Below are 24,984 nucleotides of genomic sequence, written 5' to 3' on the forward strand. Positions count from 1 at the left end.
GGTTGACCTACTGATTACAAGTCAGTTGCTCTACCAGCTGAGCTAAGTCGGCACACAAAACTGTGTGCTAAGGCACGCGTAATAATGTTTAAACTGTTGATTAAACACCACTACTTTAATAAATGGTGCCTCGACCCGGAATCGAACCAGGGACACGAGGATTTTCAATCCTCTGCTCTACCAACTGAGCTATCGAGGCACTTAAACAGTGCTAATTAAAAATCTCAAAGGATTTTTAATGCAATTCCCACTCATCTCTACCGACTGAGCTATCTGGGCGTGCGGCGTATTAAACGAGTTTTGCCCTTACAAGTCAACTTTTTTTTTATTCTTTATAACTGTTTGAACGGTTTTCAGACAACTCAGTGTATTTTTTATTAATAACGTTCATTTTTACCACAAATCGAACTATAAATATAAATAAATCAGACTAAAACCGTAGTGAATTATTTTTTGTAAATGTTACGATTAGCTTAGATACGTACGATAGGGACTTATCGTAGTAAAATCACATCAATTGGAAACAATCAATGCAGAGTAAATTTTCATCGCCAGTCAAAGGCTTATTACCTCTTTTTTTAATCATAAATATTGCAGTAACAGCGCTTGCTATTATTGCCCACTCATTTTATTCACAAACTGAAGTTAAGACAGCCCAACCTGCATCATCTGTTAATATTGTGACGCTTGCCGATAGATTAGACTTACCTATGGTTGATGCATTAACTATGTATGGTCAAGGTAAAGTAAGGCAGTTACTTGATTTAACGTCGTTATTAGATGATGACTTTGAATATACTCTATATCGCTTCAATCCAACATCAGGTACTCAATTGGTATATAGCAGTAGTAAACCTGCTATCGCTTCAATTAAAACTGAAAAGCATCTAGTAGAAAAAGGCATCCTACACCACTTACTGCTGTTAAACGATCAACCTATTGGCGAGCTTATTATTAAGCAAAACCTACCAACCGCTCCTTTAAGCGCTCAAAACTCTCAAGTTATTGCCTACATTATTGCGATAGCAAGCGTAGCTGCATTATTTATATTTACTTTAATGTTTAATATGTACATTAATAGTCGCTTACGAAAAAGTACTGACACTCTTACACAAGAGCTGCAGGCAATCACCGAAAATGCTAATTACAATAGTAGTGTTGATGAGCAGCTTGATATTGGTTTAGGTGTAGTGGCAAAAAACATTAACTTACTGCTACAAAAAGTACAGACTGCGATGAGTGAGAATGACGCCGCACAAAAAGAGCTTTATAAATTACAAAATGGCCTAGAAGCCGAAGTGCAAAATCGTACTATAGCGCTTGAGCAAGCCACACTAAAAGCAGAGCGAGCAAGCGAAACCAAAACGACCTTTTTAGCCACAATGAGCCACGAAATAAGAACACCGATGAATGGTGTTATAGGCACTATTGATTTACTGCGCCAGACCGAACTTGATGGCGCTCAACATCGTTTAAGTACAATTATTCGTGAATCAGCATTTTCGTTATTGAGCATTTTGGATGATATCTTAGATTTTTCTAAAATTGAGGCTGGAAAGCTAAATATTGACCCGATCCCATTTTCGGTAACCGATACCATTGAAGAAGTTGCTCGAGTGCTCTCATCAGTTGCTAAAAAACGTGAGCTTGATTTAGAACTAGCAATAGCACCAGATATTCCAGTCAACCTTACCGGTGATAGTGTGCGTGTACGTCAGGTGCTTTATAACCTATGTAGCAACGCAATTAAATTCACTAGCACTGATGAAAAAACCCAAGGCCATGTAAAAATATCAGTAGAGGTGGTTCACAATACGACTGATCACTTTACCTTACGCTTTTGCGTAACTGATAACGGTAAAGGCATGTCGCAGACGCAACTTCGCGAAATATTTAATCCATTTATTCAAGCCGAAAACTCAATTACCCGAGAATATGGTGGCACCGGTTTAGGTCTTTCTATTTGTAAAAGCTTAACTGAGCTTATGCTAGGTACTATTCATGTAACTAGTCATACCGGAATTGGCAGTGAGTTTACAGTAGAGCTGCCGTTTAGCACATCGGGTAAAATTAAGTACGCACATAAAGGTGCATTAAATGGTAAGCAAATTGTTGTAGTTAGTAATCACCTAGAACGTGAAAAAACAATGTACCGTTATTTATCGTTCATGGGCGCTAAAATAATTTATGCACACACAGAAGAAGAAATTGAAGAGCACCAGCATTCACAAGATATTATTTGGGTAGCTGATGGCATAGACAATATGGATAAAACTAATGCGCTGCTAAGACGTTTATTTTATTCATTAGAAGATTACAACCAACAAGTTGTTGTACTAAGTAAGCTTGATGAAGCAGCTATAAATCATAAAAACATTTTTTATATTAATGCCTCTCCTCTATGTAAATCTAACTTTATGCTTTCTATATTGGTGGCTGCAGGGTTACATACACCTAAGCAAATTAAAAAAACCAAAACACTTAATAACTATTTAAATGTTGAGCAGGCTCGTAATTCAAACAAATTGGTTTTACTTGTTGAAGATAACCTTCTAAACCAACAAGTCCTCACCGATCAACTACATATACTGGGCTTTGGCGTTGAAATAGCTAACAACGGTGAAGAAGGTCTAGATATGTGGAGAAAAGGTGATTACTCACTTATTTTAACCGACTTACACATGCCTAAAATGTCGGGTTACGATATGGTCGAAAAAATCCGTAATGAAGCAGAGTTATTAGAATCGATTGATGCACAGCCTTACATTATTGCAGTAACAGCAAACGCACTTAAAGGCGAAAAAGAGCGCTGTTTAGCAGTAGGTATTAACGACTTCATTACCAAACCTATAGAGCTAAACGCGTTAGAAGAAACTCTAAAACGTTGGAGCGATAAACAAAGCCAAAACCCAAATGTAGTTATTCATCAAACTATGGCACTACCTATTGATATGGAAGCTGTTGCTAAATATGTAAACGGTGATAACGCTAAGCAAATCCGTTTCTTCAAAATGTATTTAGAACAAAGCCAAGGCTTAATTAAGAGTATTAATTCCGGCGTTATGGTTAACGACTTAAATGAGATTATTGAAGGGTGTCATCAATTAAAATCGATCTCCAAGACAATTGGTGCCCAAACGGTGGCAGAACTTTCAAGTGCATTTGAAGATAAATGTAAAGAAGGTGAACTCACAACCGATGAATTAATAGAGTTAAGAGATAAGCTGGAAATTGAATACTCTAAAGCTGCTCAATTTTTAAAGGAACAAATTAAAATATCTGAGCAAGAAGATGAGTTAAATGAATAAATAAACATAAAAAAAGGGCTAAATAGCCCTTTTTCTTATGTTTAAAACATTACTTTTCAGGCGGTCGATAACCTTCAATTTCTACATCTTTGTTTTCAAACAAAAAGCCAACCATTTGCTCTTCTAAAAATGTGCGGTGTTCTGGGTCCATCATATTTAAATGCTTTTCGTTAATAAGCATTGTTTGTTTATGTTGCCACTGAGCCCACGCTTCTTTAGAGATGTTATTAAAAATCTTTTCACCAATTTCACCAGGGTATAACTGAAAGCCAAGCCCTTCGGCTTCTTTTTGTAACTTTTGACAAAATACTGTACGTGCCATGATTGATTCTCTCTAACGCTAAATATGGGGCTATTCTATACTATTGCTGTAATTTGTTTAACCAACTTTTTAGTTGGCGCTGCTAGGCCAACCTCTATTGATTGATCAAGCGGATACCAGATTAATTGCTTATCGTTTACCACATCAGGAGTTTTCTTAACATTGAGCACATGCGGGTTAATCCTCAGCTCAAAATGTGAAAACACATGAATAAACGCTTCAAGCTCTACTAAACTAGCCTCTAGGCCTTGCTGAGCTAAAAATATTTGAAGCTCTTCGTACTCATTAAATTCAAAAAAGCCAAACAATCCGCCCCAAATACCGCTGTTAGGACGTTTTTCCATAAGCACTTTATCACCACACTGAATAATTAACTGATGGCAACTCTTTTTAGGAACTGCTTTTTTTGGTTTTGAATGTGGAAACTCTTTTACTTTACCTGCATTAAAAGCACCACAGCCTGAGTTTAATGGGCAAGCCTCACAATCAAACCGGCTGCGTGAGCAAACGCTCGACCCTAAATCCATCATAGCTTGATTAAACTCAGTAACATTATCTTTAGGCGTTAACTGCTCTGATAAATGCCAAAGCTGGTTTTCGACTTTTTTAACGCCGTACCAGCCCTCAATCATAAAATAGCGTGCTAAAACTCGCTTCACGTTCCCATCTAAAATAGGGTGATGCTGCCCAAGCGACAATGATAAAACAGCCCCTGCAGTAGAGCGCCCTATTCCAGGTAAATCCATTACTTCATCGAGTGTTTTCGGAAACTCACCTTGGTATTTGTCACGCACTATTTTAGCTGTTTTGTGTAAGTTACGCGCACGAGCGTAATACCCTAAGCCGGTCCAGTGATGCAGTACTAAGTCTTCATCCGCATCAGCTAAAGCGATAATATCTGGAAAGCTTTGCATAAACTTTTCAAAGTATGGAATAACAGTAATAACTTGGGTTTGCTGCAGCATCACTTCAGACACCCACACTTTATAAGGTGTTTTACCTAGCTGCCACGGGAGTGTTTTACGCCCATGAAGGTGATACCAATCAACAACTTGATTAGAAAAGCAGCGTGACTGTTCTTTATTTAAATCCAACATTTTTAACTTTTACTGATGCCCAATGGCGGCTCAGTCTATTGCAGTTAACAAAAAGATCAAGCTATACGGGGTGTAAAACCAGCTAATACTTGTGATTGCGGCCTCGGTCAGGGATAATATGCAACCATTTTTAAACACATTGTTTTTGTCAGGCCAATAATATGAGTGAATCAAGCAACACTAACCTTGAGCAAGCTAAGCAAGAAGGTAAATACATCCGCACCATTCGCAGTTTTGTAAAACGCGAAGGTCGATTAACCAAAGGCCAAGCCGCTGCAATCGAAAAATGCTGGCCAACAATGGGCCTAGAGCATAAAAACGGTATGCTTGATTTAAGCGAAGTTTTTGGCAACAACAACGATGTAGTAGTAGAAATTGGTTTTGGTATGGGTAAGTCGCTTGTCGAAATGGCAACAAATGCCCCTCATCTAAACTTTATCGGTATTGAAGTACATCGCCCTGGCGTTGGTGCTTGTTTAATGGATGCCGATGAAGCAGGCATTACCAACTTACGTATTTTTGAACACGATGCAGTTGAAGTACTTGCAGATTGCATACCTAATGAAAGCTTAACAACACTACAACTATTTTTCCCTGACCCTTGGCATAAAAAGCGTCACCACAAACGCCGTATTGTACAAACTGAGTTTGTTGAAAAGCTAAGAGCCCAACTTAAAATGGGTGGCGTTTTTCATATGGCAACAGACTGGGAAAACTACGCAGAGCACATGCTCGAAGTGATGAATGTAGCTCCTGGTTTTAAAAACCAATCAGAAACAAATGATTATGTTCCACGTCCAGATTTACGCCCGCTTACTAAGTTTGAGCAGCGCGGACATCGCCTAGGTCATGGCGTGTGGGATTTAATGTTTGAGCGCACAGAATAATTAAATTTAATTACTCACTTTTACTTTTATAAAACTAAATATACTGTAAGGCAAAGCCATTTATGAGCGTACTAACCAACCCAAGTTTACTGTTACTTCGTAATAGCGAGGCACTAACGGGAAAATCTATCTTGGTGGTCAACTTTGTTCAAGATGGCTTTTTAACAGAGCTTAAAAGACTTAATCCGCAAAGCAAAGTAACTGCGTTTAGCTACAACCATGCTAACGGAGAGTTTGCTAAAAACACCAAAGATGTTGATGTTCATGTAAGCCACACAATACCTGGTAACGACTACGATTTAGTTATTCTTTACTACCCTAAATCAAAACCAGAGTTATTAATGGCACTTGATAATATTCGATCAGCTATTACTGATGATGCCGAACTATTAGTAGTAGGTGAAAACAAAAGTGGTGTTAAGTCAATTGAAAAGCAATTAGCTGGTAAAGCTGAGTTTAGTAACAAGATTGATTCAGCTAAGCACTGCGTTCTTTACTCATTTGCTGAAATTTCTAAGCACCCTCACTTTGATATTACGACTTACCATAAAAAGTTTGTTGTTAATGTTGCCGACACTGAATTTACAGCTATTAGTGTTCCTGGGGTGTTTAATCACGGTAGTTTAGATATAGGAACGAAAGTTCTACTGGAAAACGCACCGACAATTAAGCAAGGCAAAGTTCTCGACTTTGGTTGTGGCGCAGGTTTAATAGCAACTTTTTTAGGGCTTCATAATCCAGCACTTGAGTTTGTGTGTAGTGATGTAAGTGCGCTGGCAACTTATGCAACACAGCAAACCCTAAAGCTTAACAACATCAATGGTGAGGCTATATTAAGTGACGGCCTTAAAAGCATTAATGGTAAGTTTGATTTAATTATTAGCAATCCACCTTTTCATACTGGTATTGCAACCGACTACACAGTAGCAGAAACATTTTTAGCTAATGCAAAACAGCATTTAACTAAATTAGGGAAGCTAAATATTGTTGCTAACAGCTTTTTAAAGTACCCGCCTATTTTAGAAACTCAGTTTGAAAGCTATCAAACTGTATTTAAGAACAATAAATTTGCTGTATATAGCAGCTAATTTAAATTTGTAAAATGATTGAGCACAAACGTGCTCAAGCTAACTTTCGAATAAATATAAGAATTAATTTAGTTTTTTTCCTTCATTTTTCCACGTCTTTGCTAAACTAAAACTCTAAATAATTAAATTTAACTCAGGCGATAATGAAATAATGCCTAAAAAAGTTCATCAAAGTAGCATTCGAAAAGCACTCATTAATTTGATCATGCTTATTACAGCTATTTGCTTATCGTTATCTATTTCTATCTCTACGTATTTAAGCGTGAAAGAACAAAAGCAATTAATAGTTAATAAGCTTGTTATTCTTTCTGAAATTGTAGCTTTTGATGCTGGGCAATCGGTAACTGAAGATGATCGTAAAACAGAAGAAAAACGCCTCAAGTCATTTGAAAAGATCCCTCTTGTAAAAAACATACATATTTACTCAATAGAAAAAGCATCCCAAAAGCCTGTTTTCTTTATTAGCTTTAATGCTAAAAAAACACCTCCTGTGCCACTGAGAATAGACAGTGTAGAAGAGCTAAAAACACCACGAATTACGAGTGACCATATTGAGCTAACCCGCCCTATTTACGATAACGAACAAGTAGTAGGTTATGTGTATATGCGAGGAAGCCTCGAGAGTTTAGAGGTTTATATTGAGAGAAAAATATTAATAGACGTGTTATTAACATTATTAATTCTGGTAGTTGTTTACTTTATTGCTATTAAAGTTCAACGACGTATAGCTAAGCCAATAGAGCAATTAAGCATGTTATTGCAGGATGTGTCTAAAAATCATAACTACGATGCACGCGCACCAGTAACTGATGTAAAAGAAATAAGTGCTCTTTCAAATAGTTTAAATATCATGCTTACGCGTACAAAAAAACAACTTGAACGCCACGAAAAAGATAAGCAAGAAATCAAACAACTAAACCTAAGCCTTGAAGAAAAAGTAAACCAACGAACAATCGCCCTTAGAGAGGCAAATCAAGAGCTTTTATCAACTCTTGAGCGGATGCATCAATACCAAACACAAATTGTTGAAAACGAAAAAATGGCATCTTTAGGGCAAATGGTTGCAGGTGTTGCCCATGAAGTTAACACACCAATAGGGCTAGGTATTACAGGTTCTACGTTACTTAGAGATAAACTAGCAGACATACAACAAAGCTTTGATGACAAAAAACTAACCTCAAGCCATCTAAAACGCTTTATAGATGAAGGTATTGAAAACTTAGATTTAATTTACCGCAACTTAAATCGTGCAGCTGACCTTATATCTAACTTTAAAAAAGTAGCGGTTATTCAAGATGACGGTGTAAATACCTATATTAATGTGCACAAATTAATAAGTGATGTTTTAACGTCGATTCAATCTGAATTATTGCCCAAAAAGCCTGTTGTAACTATTAACTGTCCGACCGACTTGGCTATTCATAGTAAGTCTGAACCTCTACAACAAGTTTTTCAGCAGTTACTTATGAACTCTGTAATTCATGGATTTATAGGTAAAGAAAACAATGAAATTCGCTTTGACGTAGAACTTGTCGGGAAAAAATTAACAATCGTTTATTCTGACAATGGTCAGGGCGTTGACAAAAACATTAAAAATAGAATTTTTGACCCATTTGTAACTTCAAAGCGCGGGCAAGGCGCAAGTGGCTTAGGCATGCACTTAGTTTATAACCTAGTAACACAAGCACTTGGCGGAAGAGTGATGTTTGATCTTGAAGAAAAACGCGGTGCTCGCTTTATAATTACTATTCCTTAAATAAAGATCATTAAAAAGTGCATATATTTAAAATTTATCCTTGAATTAGCATTTAATGACCTCATTAATGAGGCATGTGATAAGTGCGTAACATTATTTAATTGCTTTAAATAAATATTACCAAGCGATTTATGAACTTTTTTATCTTTGCTGTATCACATACATTGATGAAAGGTTAAAAGGTTAAAAAGTGATATAGTTTTGCTTTGAATTAGTCTGATTATTTTAAGTACCTTGCTTAATTGAATGATATGTCAATTATCAAAGGAAAATGGCTTCGACTTTATGATTCAAATAGCTACATCCATGTATATATCAATTAAACAGTAGTTTTTGCACTGCCCTTTTTAGTAGACTTTGGACACCCTACTGTTTTATTTTTATCCAATTTGTTTTTTCCTTGTTAACAAATGGGTATAATCCTATAATCTCTAGTAATCGGTTATAAATTAGTCACCGATTTTTTATAAATAATATATTCCAAAAGGTTAATTAATAATGCAAACGCCAGTCATTCTAATCGTAGAAGATGAAGACGTAACTCGACTGAACCTAGTTAGTTTATTTGAAGCTGAAGGGTACAAAGTTATTGAAGCCATTGATGGCGATGATATGCATGACAAGCTTACAAATAACGATGACGTTAATCTTGTAGTTATGGATATCAACCTTCCTGGTAAAAACGGTCTTATTTTAGCCCGTGAATTACGCCAAAAGCGTAAAGTAGGTCTTATATTCCTAACTGGTCGTGACAACGATGTTGACCGTATTTTAGGTCTTGAAATTGGCGCAGATGACTACGTTACTAAACCGTTCAACCCGCGTGAATTAACTATCAGAGCTCGCAACCTTATTACTCGTACTGCCTTAGGTGGTGAAGAGTCAGCACTAGAAACAAATGGTGTTATTACGTTTAATGGTTGGGAACTTGATGAAAACAGCCGTTGTCTTACTTCTCCAAATGGCGACGCTAAGCGTTTACCTAAAGGTGAGTACAGAGCACTTCGTTTAATGCTTGATTCTCCAGGTCGCATTTTCAGCCGTGAGCAATTAATTAAGCATATGACAGGCCGTGAGCTTCGCGCAAATGACCGTACTGTTGACGTTACTATTCGTCGCATTCGTAAGCATTTTGAAAGTGATAACTCAACGTCTGAGTTAATCAGCACCATCCATGGTGAAGGTTACCGTTTCATTGGTAAAATTGACGCTTAATTAGAGCTAATTAGTTTCACTCTAATTGCTGTAAAAATAAATGAAGGGCTTTTTGTCCTTCATTTATTTTATCTGCCAGAATATCTAACCACTGCTTTAACACCTCATCAGATTCATCAATAGCACCATGTTCCATTATTTTGGCATGAAGCTGCACATCATTAAGACCTACTGAGCCAGCCGCCCCTTTGAGTTTATGCGCTACTGATTCATACTCTTCTCTATCACCGCTATTTAATGAAGTAAGTAACTCTTGCTGATATTGTGGACTTAGTTTTTCGAATAGCTGACTACTGCGTCTAAACACAACTAAGCCCATTGAATTGACAAAGTCTTCTATTGTTTCTATATCTAATAAGTGTGCACCAATGCCTTTAAGGGCTTCTTCACTTACTTTCAACAGTGGTTCTGTGCATTCACTTTGCTTAATTCCAAATAAATCAGCCAGCATTTTATCAAGCTTCACTGTGTTAATTGGTTTAGCAAGCGCCCCTTGTATTGATATGCCTTCAAGCTCTTCTTCAGCACTACGAACATTGGCCGTAAGTGCCACAATAGGTAGTTTATCAAAATGACTATCTGAGCGTATTTGCTTGGCAACTACGTCACCATTTATATCAGGCAATTGCATATCAAGTAATACTAAATCTAAGTCATCTTCGGTTTCGACAAACGAGAGTGCATCTTCACCGGTTTCAGCCCACAACACCTCATGCCCGCGTTGCTCTAATAAGTTTGTAGCAATTTCGGCGTTAAGAGGTACATCTTCTACTAGTAAAATATACAAGCCACGACCAACATAACTTTGCTCTGTTGGTGCTACACATAAATTAAGCGGTATTTGAACTGTAAAGCAACTTCCTTCGCCCTCAGTACTATTTACTGTAATTATCCCTTTCATCGCACTTACAAGTGCCTTAGTTACAGCCAAGCCAATACCGGAACCTATCGCGTTAGTCCCTTTTAAATCTGGCGCTTTGTAGTACATATCAAATATATGAGCAAGCTGCTCTGGCGGAATACCCTGGCCGGTATCCGATACTTTCATAACTAACCATGGGCCTTCAACTCTGTTTTCTCGGCTACATTCAAGTGTTACCTTTCCTTGCTGTGTAAACTTAACGGCGTTATTAATTAAGTTCCAAACAACTTGGCGTAAGCGAGTTGGGTCGAGCTGTGCGTAAATATCCAGCACCCCATTGCGCTTAATATCAAACTCTAGCTCTTTTTGCTCCGCGATTAAGCCCGCAAAGTTAACAACGTCATTTATAAAGTCTGACACATTAATAGAGTTGGTCACTATATCGAGCTGATCTCTATCTATTTTGTCTAAATCAATAATATCGTTAAAAATATTGCCGAGCGTTTCAGCACTCGAAAATATAGTATTACCCCAACTACGCTGCTGTTTGTTTAAGTCAGTATCAAGCAGCATTCGTGTTAAACCAACAATACCATTGAGCGGTGTACGTAGTTCATGGCTTAATGTTGCAATAAACTTACCTTTGTCTTTATAGGCCGTTTCGAGCGCTTGAGCGGCCTCCTTACGACTTGTGATATCACGACCAAAGCCCAGTAAACCAATGTAATCACCTTCATCATTTATAAAAGGTAATTTACGCAGCTCAAACCAACGCGTTTCCCCATTTACTTCATAACCCACATCAATGGTCAGTGCTTTATGGCTTTGCTCTACTTCTTTATCGGTTTTCAAAACTTCAGATAAAAAGTGACTCGGGAATATCTGCTCAACCGTTTTGCCAATTAGTTCGCTACTTGATTTACCCATTACTTCTTCAAACATTTTATTACAACCAGCAAACACGCCATTGTTATCGCGGTAATAAAATAAATCAGGAGATGAATCAACTATTGAGCGCTGCAGCATGCTTTGTTGAGCAAGTTCTTGTTGTGTTTTTTTACGCTCAGCAATTTCTCGACGTAGCTCTTCAATAGCGCGGTGCTTGGCATGAAATGCCATTTTACGCTCATCAATTTCGATGTTTAGACGGTTAATGTTATCTTTTAGGGTTTGATTTAAAAGCTTTTCCTGCTTGGTGGCGCTATCTAAATAAGCATATGAGGCATCAAGTTGTCGAATTGAATTAAGCAACACACTTATAATTAAAGGAGAAACCACAGCCGTAAAAAATACCACGGCTAAAATATCAACCAGGTGTAATTCGCCTATCGCCACATAATAAAACATGCTCGATAAAATAAGAGATACAGTTAAAAATAAAGTGTAACAAATAGCAGCGGTTTTAAATTCACCAAATCGCGTTATTGAGCTGGAAAGTACCCGAGCCCAAGGGCTCAAAGAATAATCGGTCATACGTAATTTTATCTCTTAGCTGTGTACTTAATATAAAGAAGGCAATGCGTATGTATAAACATACCATTTTCCCAGATTTTAGCATTTTTCTCCTACCACTACTCACGTTGTGCGATAAAAACAGAATTTTTCATGTTTGATTTAGCTCATCTATTAAACTCATCATTTCAGCAATAAATTATTTAGTGTAAAATGCCCCGCTTTATTATCCCCAAAATACGAGTAGCGCACATGCAAACCAATATGCCAGATATAGCAGACACTGCACCCGCTTTACAAACAGGTAAATTAGACTGGGTTGGCATGGGCGAAATAGAACTGCCATTTATTTTTGAATCTCGAGACTTATCTCCAGTTACAGTAAACGCCAAAGCTCGTGCATTTGTAAATTTACATAAAGAAGATGCCAAAGGCATTCATATGTCACGTCTATTTTTGGCACTTGATCTGCTTTCAACCGAGCAGCAAGTCAATCCGCAAACTATAGCGCAGGCACTCGATACCTTTATAACTAGCCACGAAGGGCTGAGCGATAAAGCACAAATTGAATTTAAATTTGAATTACCGCTACGCCGTAAGTCATTATTAAGTGGTAAAGCGGGCTGGAAAAGCTACCCAGTTGTACTTACCAGTACAATTGAAAATAACGTTATTAGCTACGAGCTAACCGTAGATGTTACTTATTCTTCAACGTGCCCATGCTCTGCTGCACTTGCGCGCCAGCTTATACAAAACGCGTTTAACGAAAAGTTTAACCAAGAAACGTTAAGCCAAAAAGATGTGCACGAATGGCTAGGCACTACACAAGGCATTGTAGCTACTCCTCACTCGCAGCGCTCTATTGCCAACGTAAAAGTAAAGCTTGATAGCAACATTCAAGAATTTGACGTAGTTACGCTAATTAACACTCTTGAAGCTGAGCTTAAAACACCAGTACAAGCGGCAGTAAAACGTGAAGATGAGCAAGAATTTGCCCGTTTGAATGGTCAAAACCTTATGTTTTGTGAAGATGCAGCGCGTAAAATTAAAGCATTGCTAGAGGCAAACAATTACAGTGATTATTGGCTGCAAATAAACCACTATGAATCACTGCATGCGCACGATGCTGTAGCTATTGCAGTAAAAGGTATTAAAGGAGGCTACAAAGCTTAATCGCTGTGTAGCTATTGCTTGTAAACCAGTCGGTAATTATTTTATAACCCATACTTTTTAGGCACGTAAATTGCTTTGTTTGAGCAGTGTCAATTTGTTGTTATGGAGTTACCGTATGGAATTCGCTTTATTATTAATCCTAGTATTAGTTGTCGGGGCCTCTGTTGTTGCGTCAAAATTTAATGACGATGGCGGAAACCCGTATCCTTTTACTCGCAAGCAAACTGTTTTTACGCAGGTTGAAGGCGCTTTTTTAAATCTTCTCGAGCGTGCTGTTGGCGATCAATATAAAATTGTTAGTCGCGTTAAGTTAATCGACGTTATTGACTGTAAGCAAGGCCTTTCAGTAAAGTCTAAACGTGCTGCTTTAGCTAAAGCTAAAAATAAGCAACTCGACTTTGTATTAATCGATAAAGAAAAACTAACAATCATTGCTGCTGTTGACCTAGTTAACAATGCCAACAAAGATGGCCACAAAGCTCAACGCGACTGGTTTGTAAACGGTGCACTAGAGTCTGCGGGCATTCCACATATTCGTATGAAAGTTAAATCGGGCTACCGCCCTTCTGAAGTACGCGATGCAATTATGTTTAAACTTGGTAAGCCTGCAGCAACACAAACTCAGCGCCCTGTTCGTAATCGCTCACATAAGCCAGCGGTACTTTCACCTTCTCAAGCTAAAGCGCAAACCACGGCGTTAGCTGAAATTTAAAAAACGAATTAAATACTCTCCTAAAAAGTATTTAAAGCGAGCTCATAAACAAGCTCGCTTTTTTGTTTTTTATTGCTAACTTCACGTATAATCAAGTGATTCAAACTCAGGAATTAAACTTTATGAATGTTGGTATTATTGGCGCAATGGAGCCAGAAGTTAAAATTTTACGTGAAGCTATGCAAAACCCACAAATTTTAACTAAAGCAGGTTTCACTTTTTATACTGGCGAGTTGGCTGGTAACACGGTGACACTTGTTCAATCTGGTATTGGTAAAGTCGCATCAACTATTGCAACTACCTTACTTATCGATAACTTCAAACCTGATTGCATAATTAACACAGGCTCAGCCGGTGGATTCGATCCTTCTCTTAGTGTTGGCGATGTCGTAATTTCGTCAGAAGTACGTCACCACGATGTAGACGTAACTGCTTTTGGCTACGAAATTGGCCAAGTACCACAAATGCCGGCAGGCTTTGCAGCACACCCTAAATTAGTTGAAGCAGCACAGCAAACTATCGAACAAATCAGTGATGTTAAAACACTCGTTGGCTTAATTTGTACTGGTGACACATTTATGTGTGACCCTATACGCATTGATAAAGCACGTAGTGATTTTCCTACAATGCTTGCTGTTGAAATGGAAGGCGCTTCAATTGCGCAAACGTGTTTTACGCTAAACACACCATTTGTTGTAATTCGCTCAATGTCTGATATTGCTGGTAAAGAGTCACCACAATCATTTGAAGAATACCTAGAAACAGCATCAATCAACTCATCTAAAATGGTTGTTGCACTTTTAGAAAAACTAACAGCAGTATCTTTGTAAATGCTTAGCAATATTGTTCAAAATCACTTGGACTTTATTGCCTTTATACTAGCGCTCCTTGCTGAGCGCTTTATTCCCCTTATTAGCTGGTATCATCCTAATACGGCGTTAAATGCTGTTTTTAGTGCTATTGGCAAACGTATATACAAAAGCAAAGAACCTAAAAGCTATCAATATTTGGCAGCTATACTCGCAAGCTCACTTATTTTAAGTGTTATTCTCATTATTGTAGTGTTACTACTCGAGTTTGCTTTTTACCCTGAATTACTCGCAGGTCTTATTTTATATTTATGCCTAGAAAGTAAGAGCATTGATAAAAAAGCACTTCGCATTGCAAAGCTAACTAAACAAAATCAAAAATCCACAGCACGCGAATTACTAAAGCCACTGCTCGCCCGTGAAGTTAATAGACTTTCATCAGCTGGTATTATCAAAGCATTAATTGAGAGCTTAATACTGCGCACCGCTCGATACTATTTCGTAGTCATATTTATATTTTTAGCATTTGGCCCTATAGCTGCCCTTGCCTATCGGTTACTTACCTTAATACAACAAGCATGGCGTAGTGATATCCCCCCAAATAGTTACTTTTTAAAACCGCTTAAAACACTCTTGTTTATTATTGAATATATTCCGATGCGCTTACTCGCTTTAACTATTGCAGCAAGTCGAGCAAGCAAACAAAGCATGCATTATATAAAGCATTATGGCAGGCATTTTTATCAAACAAATACAGGTTGGCTCTTAAGCACATGTTCTGCATCACTTGGCGTGCAGTTGGGCGGGCCTGCAGTTTATTTAGGCACTCGCTTTAATAAAATGCGTATTGGTACTGATAGACTACCTACACCCGAGGATGTACCTGTAATAATTAATAGGTTAAATCAGGCCCGTGTATTTTGGTTGTTAGTGATAGCCAGCATTGAAATATTAAAATTGATTTAAAGGGCTCAAAATACGAGCACAAAAAAACCAGCCGAGGCTGGTTTTTTAGTTTTTAAACTGTGCTTAAGCTACAGTGATGTTTGCAAACTTACGTTTACCTACTTGGTAAATAGCCGTTGTGCCTTTTGCTATTTCAAGTTTGGTATCAGTGATTTTATCTTCACCGTTAAGTTTAACTGCACCTTGCTTAATCATACGCATTGCTTCTGATGTACTTACTACTAAATTTGCTTCTTTAAGCAAGTTAGCAATTAAAATAGTATCTTCTGCAATAGTGATTGTTAGCTCTGGGATTTCATCTGGTAACGCTTTTTTCTGAAAACGCTGAATAAAATCATCATGTGCACCTTGTGCATCAGCTTCACTATGAAAACGAGCAATTAGCTCTTTAGCTAGTTCAATTTTAATATCGCGCGGATTCGTACCTTGCTCAACACGTTCTTTTTGAGCTGCAATTTCTTCAATAGAAAGCGCACTTAATAAGTCGTAGTAACGCCACATTAGCACATCACTAATTGACATTATTTTACCAAACATATCGTTAGGCGCATCAGTAATACCAATGTAGTTACCAAGCGACTTAGACATTTTTTGAACGCCGTCAGTACCTTCAAGTAATGGCATCATTAATACTGTTTGCGGCTTTTGACCTTCTACTTTTTGTAGCTCACGGCCCATTAACAAGTTAAAGCGCTGATCAGTACCGCCTAGTTCAACATCTGACTCTAGTGCAACCGAATCCCAACCTTGTACCAGTGGATATAAAAACTCATGAATTGCAATTGGTTGGCCGCTTCCATAACGCTTTTTAAAGTCATCACGTTCAAGCATACGTGCTACGGTTTGGTTTGCAGCAAGTTTAATCATGCCTGCAGCGCCTAACTTTTCCATCCAAGTAGAGTTAAATGCAACAGTGGTTTTAGCAGGATCTAGAATTTTGAATACTTGTTCTTTATATGTTTCGGCATTGGCTAGTACGTCTTCACGAGTAAGTGGTTTACGCGTTACGTTTTTCCCCGTTGGGTCACCAATCATGCCAGTAAAGTCACCAATTAAGAAAATAACCTCATGACCTAAATCCTGAAAGGTTTTCATTTTATTAATTAGTACAGTGTGTCCTAAGTGTAAATCAGGCGCTGTAGGATCAAAGCCTGCTTTTATTTTTAGCTTCTTGCCCGACTTTAGTTTTTCAACTAGTTCGTCTTCAATTAATATTTCTTCTGCACCGCGTTTTATCTCTGCTAGAGCGGTTTGTAAATCCACTGTGTATTACTCCAAAATTCTGCCGACGAAGGGGCGACTAGTTACTTGCGTAGTCACGGTTTAATAAAGGTTTAAACCGAATAAATAGATGTAGCTAACATAACAAATTTCTACCTAATTAAAACAACTTTTTAAGTGATTCATGCAACTAAACTAAATCAATTGAGTCTTAGCTAGGTAGAGCGTTAAAAAAGGCTTTCTAAGCCCGATTTTAGCGTAGTTTAAGGTCAGTTTAAATCTACAAAACACTAGTATTCGTACATTATTAAGTATATCCTGCAATATTATGTATTTATTATCTTGACAGCAGAAAAAGGCACGTTATGGTTCACGTGGTTCACACGCTCCCCAAAAAACACAAATTGCTTATTCTAGGTTTGGTTTCTGCTATTGTTGGCTTAGCCTTTCTTCCTTCTGAAAAAGCCACTGCATCCAAAGACAATAGTGCAAATGCACTAGAAATTGGTAAGCGCTATGAGTTACAAGTTAAAGTTGATAACAACGAAAAATTAACTGAGTTAAATTCAGAGCAAGCAGCAGAAAAGTTACCAGAATACGACTTTGTCGATCATAAAGTTAAAAATGGCGACAATTTAGCAATTATCTTTAAGCGTGCTGGTTTTTCGGCTCAAACGCTTCATAAACTAATTAACACTAATGCAGAGACTCGCAAACTGACTAAAATTCACCCAGGTGAAATACTTAGTTTTGCGACAGCTGAAGATGGCTCCTTAGCTCAACTGCGCTATGTAATTTCAAAAACAGATACTTTATTTGTTACCTTAAACGAAGAAGGTAATTACGATACAGCTATTGATAGCAAAGAAATTGAAACGCTAACCAAAACCGCTGGCGGCGAAATATCTAATAACTTTTGGACTTCAGCAATTGCAGCAGGTTTAAGCGAACGCCAAATAATGAACTTTGCTGACATATTTGGTTGGGATGTTGATTTTGCAAACGACATTCGTAAAGGCGATGTATTTGGCTTAATTTACGAGTCTCACTATGTTGATGGCGAGTTTATTGGTACCGGTAAGATTATTGCAGCTGAATTTGTAAACCAAGGTCAGCGCTTTGCAGCTATTCGCCATACCGACGGCAATTTTTATACGCCTGAAGGGCGTAGCATGAAAAAAGCATTTTTACGTGCACCTGTAAGCTTTAAGTATATTAGTTCGAGCTTTAATCCTCGCCGCTTACACCCTGTTACTGGGCAAGTTAGAGCGCACCGTGGTATCGACTTTGCTGCACGCACTGGCACACCAGTTGTTGCATCTGGTAACGGTAAAGTAATTAAAGCCGGTTACAGCAAGTACAACGGTAACTACGTATTTATTAGCCATGGCACGCAATATGTAACTAAGTACTTACACCTAAATAAGAAGCTAGTTAAAACGGGCCAAAAAGTTAAACAGGGCCAACAAATTGGTACTGTAGGCTCTACAGGTCGTGTTACTGGTGCACATTTACACTATGAATTTTTAGTAAATGGCGTTCACCGTAATCCTAAAACTGTAAAACTTCCTAAGTCAGAGCCATTACCTCGCTCAGAACTTGCCAAGTTTAAACCTATTGCTGATAACTTTATTGCCCAGCTTGAGCGCAATCGCGAGCTACAGTTAGCACTTAAATAAAGTTTATCAATAAACATTAAAAAAGCCTTTGCAGGTTTAACCTGCAAAGGCTTTTTTGTATACGCTATTAACCATTAGTACATCAGTACATAAATGAGCTGAATAACTAAAGACACCATCACTAATGGCCAAATATATTTACTGTATTTGGTTGCGCCGTTGAGCCCTATTTTACTTTGATACTTTTCAAGCAAGGGTATAAGTATCGCCAGCGCAACAAACAAACCAATTAAAATAACGAATATGTTCATATTAACGCCCTACTTATGGTAATTCGTGGCCTTTAGCGCTTACATAAAGTGCATACCAATGCTCACGAGTTAGCTCTACGTTTACAGCATCACAAGAGGCTTTAATCCGTTTAGCATTAGTTGTTCCAATAATTGGCTGAATAGATGCGGGATGGCGAAGCAACCATGCAAGTACAATTGCCTCAGCAGAGGTTTCATAAAGTGCAGCCAGCTTATTAACTAAAAGACTGGTGTTGATATCTGCCTGAGATGCGTTTGATAAATCACTACCACTGTACAAGCCTTGGCATAAACTACCCCAGCTTTGAATTTGGATTTCAAAATGGCGACAGTACTCAATACTACCTGGCGTAAAATTAAGATCTTTACCGTCACTGTTACCGGCATATACACCTTCATCAACAAACTGATGTTTTTGTAAACTAGCCTCAATTTGGTTAGCCACAATCGGCATATCAAGTGCATGTTGTAAAAAGTTCATTTGGTGCTGCTGCATATTAGACACTGCAAAATTGCGCACTTTACCGCTTTCTTTTAAGCAACTAAATATACGAGCAATCTCGTTAACTTCCATGAGTGGATCAGGGCGATGCAGCATAAGTACGTCTAAATAATCTGTATTTAATCGTTTTAATGATGCTTCAACTGATTGCTCAATCCACTTTGATGAAAAATCATAGCGCTTTGGCCCTAAGTCATCTTCAAAACGAATCCCACACTTAGATTGAATATACATGTGCTCTCTAAGCTCTGGTCGCTCACTTAATGCTTTACCAAAAACCTGTTCTGCTTTACCAAAAGTATAAATATCAGCATGGTCAAAAAAGTTAATGCCACCTTCAATAGCGTTATCTATGCATTCATGAGTTTGCTTAACATGTGCATCAGTGATTGCGTCTTTATTCCAACCGCCTCCCAGACCCATGCATCCGAATACAAGTTTACTAACATGAGGCAAGTGCTTTGCTAAAGGTGTGTGAAGCATGATAACTATCCTTAAAATTTTGAAGAGCTGTTACTGTAAACAAAAAGTGCTGAACAAGAAACCATTTAGCGGTGAACAAATTAAGAACAAAAAAAAGCGCAGTAAACTGCGCTAAATCATTTATTAACTACCACGTTAATTATTAGCCAACAAGTGCTAATAAAATACCCGCAGCAACTGCACTACCAAGTACACCCGCTACGTTGGGTCCCATTGCATGCATAAGTAAAAAGTTATGTGGGTTACTTTCAAGGCCAACTTTATTAACTACTCGTGCCGCCATTGGCACAGCCGATACACCTGCTGCCCCAATTAATGGGTTTATAGGTGTTTTAGATATACGGTTAAGTCCTTTTGCCATAAATACGCCAGATGCCGTACCAATTGCAAAAGCCAGTGCGCCAAGCACTAAAATACCAATCGTCTCAACAGTTAAAAACTTATCTGCAGCAAGCTTTGAACCAACAGCTAAGCCTAAAAATATAGTTGTAACATTAATGATTTCGTTTTGAGCACTGTTACTTAATCTATCAACAACACCCGACTCTCGCATTAAGTTACCTAAACAAAACATACCTACAAGCGGTATAGCAGCCGGTAAAAACATAGCAGTTAAACTAAGTACCATAAGAGGAAAAATAATCTTTTCCTTTTTAGATACTTTGCGAAGCTCTGGCATTTTTATTTTACGTTCTTCTGGGGTTGTTAATGCACGCATAATTGGCGGCTGAATAATTGGCACAAGTGCCATATATGAATACGCAGCTACTGCTATTGCGCCTAGTAAATCAGGTGCCAGTTTTGATGCTAAAAATATTGCTGTTGGCCCATCGGCACCACCTATAATGGCAATAGCCGATGCGTCCTGTAGAGTAAATTCAAAACCTGGCACATAGTTAAGTAATATAGCGCCAAACAATGTAGCAAAAATACCAAACTGTGCAGCCGCACCTAATAACAACATACGTGGATTTGCAATAAGCGCGCTAAAGTCGGTCAGCGCCCCTACTCCCATAAATATCAACAGCGGAAAAATCCCCGTATCAATACCCACATAATAAACGTAGTACAAAAGCCCACCTGGGTCTGACAAACCTGCCACTGGTACATTTGTTAAAATTGCACCAAAACCAATAGGTAGTAATAATAGTGGTTCAAAGCCTTTAGCTATCGCTAAAAACAGTAATAAACACCCTACCGCAATCATTATTAACGATGGGATTGTAAAGTTAGCAATGCCTGTCGCATTCCAGAGGTTTAAAATACCTTCCATCCTCTATTTACTCCTAAGCTAATGCAATCATAGCGTCGCCGGTAGTTACAGCATCGCCTTCACTAACTAACACTTCAGCAATTGTTCCGGTATGCGTAGCGCGTATTTCAGTTTCCATTTTCATGGCTTCCATAATAATCACTACATCGCCTTCGTTAACAACTTGCCCAGCTTTTACCTTAATCTTAAAAATATTACCGGCTAGAGGCGCATTAAGTGTTTCACCTGATGCAACCGAAGCAGATTGAGGAATGTGCTCAGAGTCTTTTAATGTTACTTCTTTAAGTTCACCACCTTGCGCTACTACTACGTCATAAACTTTACCATCTACTTTTACGCTGTATTGCTCAGCCTTCACTTTGTTACTATTTGAAACTGATTTAGAAGGTGCTTTACTGCTTTTATCTTCAACAGAAGGTACTGGCTCAAATGCATCTGGGTTGTTGCGGTTTTTAATAAACTTCAAACCAACTTGTGGGAATAATGCATAAGTTAATACGTCATCAATTTGATCATCAGCAAGTGTTAAACCTTGCTCTTGTGCTTCTTTTAATAACTCAGCTTCAAGCGTTGCAAGCTCAGGTGCAATGTTATCAGCAGGGCGACAAGTAATAACTTCCGCTCCATCAAGCACGCGCTCTTGTAGCTCTTTATTCATTGGTGCTGGTGTTAAGCCATATTCACCTTTTAATACGCCAGCAGTTTCTTTAGTAATGGTTTTATAACGCTCACCCGTTAGCACATTAAGTACCGCTTGAGTGCCAACAATTTGCGACGTTGGTGTTACTAAAGGTAAAAAGCCAAGATCTTCACGTACACGTGGGATCTCAAGTAAAACCTCATTAAGCTTATCGGCTGCGCCTTGCTCTTTAAGTTGGTTTTCCATGTTTGTAAGCATGCCACCAGGTACTTGAGCTAATAAAATGCGCCCATCAACCCCTTTTAAGCTACCTTCAAATGCCGCATATTTTTTACGTACATCTCTAAAGTAAGCAGCAATTTCTTCTAGGTGGTTTAAATCAAGCTCAGTATCGCGCTCAGTTCCTTCAACTATCGATACAATAGTTTCAGTCGCAGAATGTCCATAAGTCATACTCATTGATGAAATAGCGGTATCGAGCATATCAATGCCAGCATCAATTGCTTTTTGGTAAGTAGCAGTACTTAAACCTGTTGTAGCGTGGCACTGCATAGCAATTGGAATAGATACAGTTTCTTTAAGTGCTTTAATTAGTTTTTCAGCATCGTACGGCTTTAATAAACCCGCCATATCTTTAATACAAATTGAATGACAACCCATATCTTCAAGCTGCTTTGCAAGAGTTAACCACATATCAAGTGTATGAACTGGGCTAACTGTGTACGAAATAGTACCTTGAGCATGAGCGCCCACTTTTACAGCCGCTTTAATAGCTGTTTCTAGATTGCGAACATCGTTCATTGCATCAAATATACGAAATACGTCAACGCCATTTTTATGTGCGCGTTCTACAAACTTTTCAACTACGTCATCAGCGTAATGGCGGTAACCTAATAAGTTTTGACCGCGTAATAGCATTTGCTGTTTAGTATTAGGCATCGCTTTTTTAAGTGCACGAATACGCTCCCAAGGATCTTCGCCTAAATAACGAATACACGAGTCAAATGTAGCACCGCCCCACGATTCAATAGACCAATAACCCGCATCGTCTAATTTGCTAGCAATCGGTAGCATATCGTCTAGGCGCATACGCGTTGCTAATAATGATTGGTGAGCATCGCGTAATACCAATTCTGTTAATTTTAATTTAGCCATGTGTGTGCCCCTTATTTATTATTTGATTTGTACTGAGCAATGGCAGCACTAATAGCAGCGATGTGCTCATTAGGCACACCTTGAGATTTAAAAGATGGTGATTTAACTGGTGTCGCCACGTCAGGTTCGCTAAAGCGCGTCACCAAATTAGACATAAGCGTTACTGCACCAATTAATATCGACAGAAATACAAACACCCCAACCATGCCAGTAAGCATTAAGTTACCAGCCGTTGTGAGTAGAGCACCTATATCCATTTTTCTCCCCTTGAAACCCATATCGAAAATAAAAAATCGATTTAATTAAATATTTATTCACTGGATAATAACAAAACTAATCGCTTTGTCTACATCTTGTAAATTGGTAAAACCAATTAAACAATAAACAACATAACACTCAATTAATTTACATGCTATAACTCAGCAATCACGCGCTCTACAATACATACAAGAAATAACGACTATAGCTAATAGTTATATGGAAGTTGTTAATTAACTATCAAGATAAGTAAAAATAAACACTAATTCTTAATATTAAATGCAAAGCCACACACCAATTGTTAATTGGTCTTACCAAAACGAGTTTATTTAGTGAACATTTAGCAGTTATTTGCAACAGTGTGAATAACTTACATAACAAAGCGTAAAAGTTACTAAGCAACTAATAACTAGAGTAACAGCAAAAAACCATAACCAATTGATATTTATAATAAATAAACTTTGGCATATAACTGGCATTAGTTATTATGAGCAAATTTGATAACCAAGGAGAAAACAATGTTACGCTGGACAATTACATTTTTAGTTATTGCTTTAATCGCTGCAGTGTTAGGTTTTGGTGGCATCGCAGGTGCCGCAGCTGGTATAGCAAAAATTATATTTTTTATCTTTTTAGTACTTTTAGTGATTTCATTAGTTTCAGGTGCACTACGTGGTAAATCACCCAGGTAGATAAAGCATTCAACTAACAAACACTAAAATTTAATTAATACTTACAAGGAATTACACTATGAACTCTACAACTTTAAAAGCAGCACTAATCGCAGTATTTGCAGGTTTTTTCATGATGGGTTGTGAAGACAACCATGCAGAAGATGCTGGCGAACGTATCGACGAAGCAGTAACTGACGTGCAAAACTCTGTTGAAGATGCATGTGAAAATGTTAAAGAAGGCGTGAACGCTGAAGAAACTAACTGTTAATTCTTCTTGTACCGCTAAAAAAACGGCTTTCGAGCCGTTTTTTTGTGCCAGTAATAAAATCACTGACTATAAAGCTGCTCATTTAGCAGTTAGCTTGTTAAAATAAAAAAAACGATATTTAAAGCAAGGCAAAATGGCATTCACAACCACCTACACATTAGATAAACCCTACTTTTACGAGTGTTTTGATGAGTCACTCCCTTATAGTAAGCGTGCAAAACCTAAATACTTTTTACTTGTGTTGTTAGTTGCGCTTGGTTTATTTGGCATTTATGTTTTAGACGATCATTACTTAGGATCGTTTATGATCATGTTAGCGGTACTCGAATGCGTCGCTTTTTACTATCGCAGACCATGGTGGGTAACCAGACAAATGCTCAGCAGAGCATCAGGCTCTGAGGTAACACTTACCTTTGATGAAGAAGGTATTAAATCTGCTAATCATTACAAAAGCTATCAATTAGAATGGCAAAATATAAGCGAAGTAATAGACACCCAGCAAGGTATTATTATTAAAAACAAAAGCGGCATGCAGTACATATCAAAACAAATACTTAGCCCTGAAACACTCGCTTTTATAAACAAAAAAGCCACTCAGTGAGTGGCTTTTAGTCTAGTTGAGTTAATTACTCAACTACGTATACGTGTTGATTAAGCATTGCCCGGATTAGGGTTCGACTTTTCAGCTTGTATGCGCATGTAAATCTCTTCACGATGCACTGATACGTCTTTTGGTGCATTAACACCGATTCGAACTTGATTTCCTTTAACACCTAGAACAGTAACTGTTACTTCGTCACCAATCATTAGGGTTTCACCTACTCTACGAGTTAGTATTAGCATTCTCTTGCTCCCATGTTCCAATAAAAATTATAAGATTCCGCTTAAACATACTAATGAAAATTAGACTGAAAAGTAAGTAAAAACTCGCAA

The 24,984-nt window shown here is 37.9% G+C and carries 23 protein-coding genes and 1 tRNA gene; 13 read left to right on the top strand and 11 right to left on the bottom strand.

The window, feature by feature from the left end; genetic code table 11:
* Window positions 1-123: 123 nt before the first annotated feature.
* A tRNA-Phe gene (locus QMA08_RS19460) sits at window positions 124-199 on the bottom strand.
* Between the two features lie 331 nt (window positions 200-530).
* Here QMA08_RS19460 and QMA08_RS19465 point away from each other — a divergent pair.
* A complete protein-coding gene (locus QMA08_RS19465) occupies window positions 531-3,308 on the top strand; it encodes an ATP-binding protein (RefSeq protein WP_290175285.1) in 2,778 nt (925 codons plus the stop codon).
* 49 nt (window positions 3,309-3,357) lie between these two features.
* Here QMA08_RS19465 and QMA08_RS19470 read toward each other — a convergent pair whose 3' ends face one another.
* Together QMA08_RS19470 and mutY are read right to left on the bottom strand one after the other, a co-directional pair.
* Window positions 3,358-3,630, bottom strand: coding sequence for an oxidative damage protection protein (locus QMA08_RS19470; protein ID WP_002962543.1), 273 nt, complete (start codon window positions 3,628-3,630; stop codon window positions 3,358-3,360).
* Between the two features lie 35 nt (window positions 3,631-3,665).
* Window positions 3,666-4,727, bottom strand: a complete 1,062-nt coding sequence (gene mutY, locus QMA08_RS19475; protein WP_290175286.1) for an A/G-specific adenine glycosylase — start codon at window positions 4,725-4,727, stop codon at window positions 3,666-3,668.
* A 161-nt stretch (window positions 4,728-4,888) separates the two neighbouring features.
* Here mutY and trmB point away from each other — a divergent pair, with 161 nt between their 5' ends.
* The 4 genes from trmB to arcA all read left to right on the top strand — a co-directional run bounded on the left by trmB (window position 4,889) and on the right by arcA (window position 9,673).
* Window positions 4,889-5,614: a tRNA (guanosine(46)-N7)-methyltransferase TrmB gene (gene trmB, locus QMA08_RS19480; RefSeq protein ID WP_007582957.1), complete on the top strand. Its 726-nt coding sequence runs from the start codon at window positions 4,889-4,891 to the stop codon at window positions 5,612-5,614.
* A gap of 62 nt (window positions 5,615-5,676) precedes the next feature.
* Window positions 5,677-6,702, top strand: coding sequence for a 16S rRNA (guanine(1207)-N(2))-methyltransferase RsmC (gene rsmC / locus QMA08_RS19485; RefSeq protein ID WP_024605357.1), 1,026 nt, complete (start codon window positions 5,677-5,679; stop codon window positions 6,700-6,702).
* A gap of 151 nt (window positions 6,703-6,853) precedes the next feature.
* Entirely contained in the window at window positions 6,854-8,458 is a 1,605-nt protein-coding gene (locus QMA08_RS19490) for a HAMP domain-containing sensor histidine kinase (protein WP_290175287.1), read from the top strand.
* Window positions 8,459-8,956: 498 nt separating this feature from the next.
* Window positions 8,957-9,673, top strand: coding sequence for a two-component system response regulator ArcA (arcA, locus tag QMA08_RS19495; RefSeq protein ID WP_002962549.1), 717 nt, complete (start codon window positions 8,957-8,959; stop codon window positions 9,671-9,673).
* Window positions 9,674-9,689: 16 nt separating this feature from the next.
* On the opposite strand, the gene arcB is transcribed toward arcA, so the two are convergent.
* Window positions 9,690-12,008 carry an aerobic respiration two-component sensor histidine kinase ArcB gene (arcB, locus tag QMA08_RS19500; RefSeq protein WP_290175288.1) on the bottom strand — a complete coding sequence of 773 codons (2,319 nt, stop codon included), beginning with the start codon at window positions 12,006-12,008 and terminating at the stop codon, window positions 9,690-9,692.
* Between the two features lie 231 nt (window positions 12,009-12,239).
* Between arcB and folE2 the strand changes: the two genes are divergently transcribed.
* From folE2 to ampE, 4 genes are all read left to right on the top strand, one after another.
* Window positions 12,240-13,160 (top strand): GTP cyclohydrolase FolE2, encoded by a 921-nt coding sequence (gene folE2, locus QMA08_RS19505; protein WP_002962551.1) that lies wholly within the window; start codon window positions 12,240-12,242, stop codon window positions 13,158-13,160.
* 115 nt (window positions 13,161-13,275) lie between these two features.
* The gene (locus QMA08_RS19510; protein ID WP_002962552.1) at window positions 13,276-13,872 is read left to right on the top strand and encodes a DUF2726 domain-containing protein; all 597 of its coding nucleotides are present in this window, start codon (window positions 13,276-13,278) and stop codon (window positions 13,870-13,872) included.
* 122 nt (window positions 13,873-13,994) lie between these two features.
* Window positions 13,995-14,702, top strand: coding sequence for a 5'-methylthioadenosine/S-adenosylhomocysteine nucleosidase (gene mtnN / locus QMA08_RS19515; protein ID WP_024597687.1), 708 nt, complete (start codon window positions 13,995-13,997; stop codon window positions 14,700-14,702).
* A complete protein-coding gene (ampE, locus tag QMA08_RS19520) occupies window positions 14,703-15,647 on the top strand; it encodes a regulatory signaling modulator protein AmpE (RefSeq protein WP_182673998.1) in 945 nt (314 codons plus the stop codon).
* 63 nt (window positions 15,648-15,710) lie between these two features.
* Here ampE and tyrS read toward each other — a convergent pair whose 3' ends face one another.
* Window positions 15,711-16,910: a tyrosine--tRNA ligase gene (gene tyrS, locus QMA08_RS19525; RefSeq protein WP_007585427.1), complete on the bottom strand. Its 1,200-nt coding sequence runs from the start codon at window positions 16,908-16,910 to the stop codon at window positions 15,711-15,713.
* Between the two features lie 323 nt (window positions 16,911-17,233).
* Here tyrS and QMA08_RS19530 point away from each other — a divergent pair, with 323 nt between their 5' ends.
* The gene (locus tag QMA08_RS19530; protein ID WP_024597684.1) at window positions 17,234-18,547 is read left to right on the top strand and encodes a peptidoglycan DD-metalloendopeptidase family protein; all 1,314 of its coding nucleotides are present in this window, start codon (window positions 17,234-17,236) and stop codon (window positions 18,545-18,547) included.
* A gap of 74 nt (window positions 18,548-18,621) precedes the next feature.
* On the opposite strand, the gene QMA08_RS19535 is transcribed toward QMA08_RS19530, so the two are convergent.
* The 5 genes from QMA08_RS19535 to QMA08_RS19555 all read right to left on the bottom strand — a co-directional run bounded on the left by QMA08_RS19535 (window position 18,622) and on the right by QMA08_RS19555 (window position 23,108).
* Window positions 18,622-18,798 (bottom strand): hypothetical protein, encoded by a 177-nt coding sequence (locus QMA08_RS19535; protein WP_007583822.1) that lies wholly within the window; start codon window positions 18,796-18,798, stop codon window positions 18,622-18,624.
* 13 nt (window positions 18,799-18,811) lie between these two features.
* The gene (locus tag QMA08_RS19540) at window positions 18,812-19,783 is read right to left on the bottom strand and encodes an aldo/keto reductase (RefSeq protein WP_290175289.1); all 972 of its coding nucleotides are present in this window, start codon (window positions 19,781-19,783) and stop codon (window positions 18,812-18,814) included.
* 142 nt (window positions 19,784-19,925) lie between these two features.
* Window positions 19,926-21,056, bottom strand: a complete 1,131-nt coding sequence (locus QMA08_RS19545; RefSeq protein WP_002961942.1) for a sodium ion-translocating decarboxylase subunit beta — start codon at window positions 21,054-21,056, stop codon at window positions 19,926-19,928.
* 13 nt (window positions 21,057-21,069) lie between these two features.
* Window positions 21,070-22,851 (bottom strand): sodium-extruding oxaloacetate decarboxylase subunit alpha, encoded by a 1,782-nt coding sequence (oadA, locus tag QMA08_RS19550; protein ID WP_002961941.1) that lies wholly within the window; start codon window positions 22,849-22,851, stop codon window positions 21,070-21,072.
* Window positions 22,852-22,862: 11 nt separating this feature from the next.
* Window positions 22,863-23,108, bottom strand: coding sequence for an OadG family transporter subunit (locus QMA08_RS19555; protein ID WP_002961940.1), 246 nt, complete (start codon window positions 23,106-23,108; stop codon window positions 22,863-22,865).
* A gap of 519 nt (window positions 23,109-23,627) precedes the next feature.
* Between QMA08_RS19555 and QMA08_RS19560 the strand changes: the two genes are divergently transcribed.
* The 3 genes from QMA08_RS19560 (at window position 23,628) to QMA08_RS19570 (ending at window position 24,652) form a co-directional block, all read left to right on the top strand.
* Window positions 23,628-23,801 carry a DUF1328 family protein gene (locus QMA08_RS19560; RefSeq protein WP_002961939.1) on the top strand — a complete coding sequence of 58 codons (174 nt, stop codon included), beginning with the start codon at window positions 23,628-23,630 and terminating at the stop codon, window positions 23,799-23,801.
* Between the two features lie 58 nt (window positions 23,802-23,859).
* The gene (locus QMA08_RS19565; RefSeq protein WP_002961938.1) at window positions 23,860-24,051 is read left to right on the top strand and encodes a hypothetical protein; all 192 of its coding nucleotides are present in this window, start codon (window positions 23,860-23,862) and stop codon (window positions 24,049-24,051) included.
* 133 nt (window positions 24,052-24,184) lie between these two features.
* Entirely contained in the window at window positions 24,185-24,652 is a 468-nt protein-coding gene (locus tag QMA08_RS19570; protein WP_165744115.1) for a YcxB family protein, read from the top strand.
* Window positions 24,653-24,702: 50 nt separating this feature from the next.
* Here QMA08_RS19570 and csrA read toward each other — a convergent pair whose 3' ends face one another.
* Window positions 24,703-24,894 carry a carbon storage regulator CsrA gene (gene csrA, locus QMA08_RS19575; protein ID WP_004587515.1) on the bottom strand — a complete coding sequence of 64 codons (192 nt, stop codon included), beginning with the start codon at window positions 24,892-24,894 and terminating at the stop codon, window positions 24,703-24,705.
* Window positions 24,895-24,984: the final 90 nt, after the last annotated feature.

Source organism: Pseudoalteromonas sp. APC 3355, assembly GCF_030407615.1.
Classification (GTDB): Bacteria; Pseudomonadota; Gammaproteobacteria; order Enterobacterales; family Alteromonadaceae; genus Pseudoalteromonas; species Pseudoalteromonas distincta.

Excerpts from the sequence above, each read along its gene's own strand:
- oadA (WP_002961941.1), bottom strand. The coding sequence starts at position 22,851 with ATGGCTAAATTAAAATTAACAGAATTGGTATTACGCGATGCTCACCAA.
- arcA (WP_002962549.1), top strand. The coding sequence starts at position 8,957 with ATGCAAACGCCAGTCATTCTAATCGTAGAAGATGAAGACGTAACTCGA.
- QMA08_RS19510 (WP_002962552.1), top strand. The coding sequence starts at position 13,276 with ATGGAATTCGCTTTATTATTAATCCTAGTATTAGTTGTCGGGGCCTCT.
- folE2 (WP_002962551.1), top strand. The coding sequence starts at position 12,240 with ATGCAAACCAATATGCCAGATATAGCAGACACTGCACCCGCTTTACAA.
- QMA08_RS19560 (WP_002961939.1), top strand. The coding sequence starts at position 23,628 with ATGTTACGCTGGACAATTACATTTTTAGTTATTGCTTTAATCGCTGCA.
- mutY (WP_290175286.1), bottom strand. The coding sequence starts at position 4,727 with ATGTTGGATTTAAATAAAGAACAGTCACGCTGCTTTTCTAATCAAGTT.
- QMA08_RS19470 (WP_002962543.1), bottom strand. The coding sequence starts at position 3,630 with ATGGCACGTACAGTATTTTGTCAAAAGTTACAAAAAGAAGCCGAAGGG.
- mtnN (WP_024597687.1), top strand. The coding sequence starts at position 13,995 with ATGAATGTTGGTATTATTGGCGCAATGGAGCCAGAAGTTAAAATTTTA.
- QMA08_RS19530 (WP_024597684.1), top strand. The coding sequence starts at position 17,234 with ATGGTTCACGTGGTTCACACGCTCCCCAAAAAACACAAATTGCTTATT.
- QMA08_RS19540 (WP_290175289.1), bottom strand. The coding sequence starts at position 19,783 with ATGCTTCACACACCTTTAGCAAAGCACTTGCCTCATGTTAGTAAACTT.
- QMA08_RS19465 (WP_290175285.1), top strand. The coding sequence starts at position 531 with ATGCAGAGTAAATTTTCATCGCCAGTCAAAGGCTTATTACCTCTTTTT.
- QMA08_RS19570 (WP_165744115.1), top strand. The coding sequence starts at position 24,185 with ATGGCATTCACAACCACCTACACATTAGATAAACCCTACTTTTACGAG.
- rsmC (WP_024605357.1), top strand. The coding sequence starts at position 5,677 with ATGAGCGTACTAACCAACCCAAGTTTACTGTTACTTCGTAATAGCGAG.
- csrA (WP_004587515.1), bottom strand. The coding sequence starts at position 24,894 with ATGCTAATACTAACTCGTAGAGTAGGTGAAACCCTAATGATTGGTGAC.
- arcB (WP_290175288.1), bottom strand. The coding sequence starts at position 12,008 with ATGACCGATTATTCTTTGAGCCCTTGGGCTCGGGTACTTTCCAGCTCA.
- QMA08_RS19490 (WP_290175287.1), top strand. The coding sequence starts at position 6,854 with ATGCCTAAAAAAGTTCATCAAAGTAGCATTCGAAAAGCACTCATTAAT.
- QMA08_RS19555 (WP_002961940.1), bottom strand. The coding sequence starts at position 23,108 with ATGGATATAGGTGCTCTACTCACAACGGCTGGTAACTTAATGCTTACT.
- QMA08_RS19535 (WP_007583822.1), bottom strand. The coding sequence starts at position 18,798 with ATGAACATATTCGTTATTTTAATTGGTTTGTTTGTTGCGCTGGCGATA.
- trmB (WP_007582957.1), top strand. The coding sequence starts at position 4,889 with ATGAGTGAATCAAGCAACACTAACCTTGAGCAAGCTAAGCAAGAAGGT.
- QMA08_RS19545 (WP_002961942.1), bottom strand. The coding sequence starts at position 21,056 with ATGGAAGGTATTTTAAACCTCTGGAATGCGACAGGCATTGCTAACTTT.
- ampE (WP_182673998.1), top strand. The coding sequence starts at position 14,703 with ATGCTTAGCAATATTGTTCAAAATCACTTGGACTTTATTGCCTTTATA.
- QMA08_RS19565 (WP_002961938.1), top strand. The coding sequence starts at position 23,860 with ATGAACTCTACAACTTTAAAAGCAGCACTAATCGCAGTATTTGCAGGT.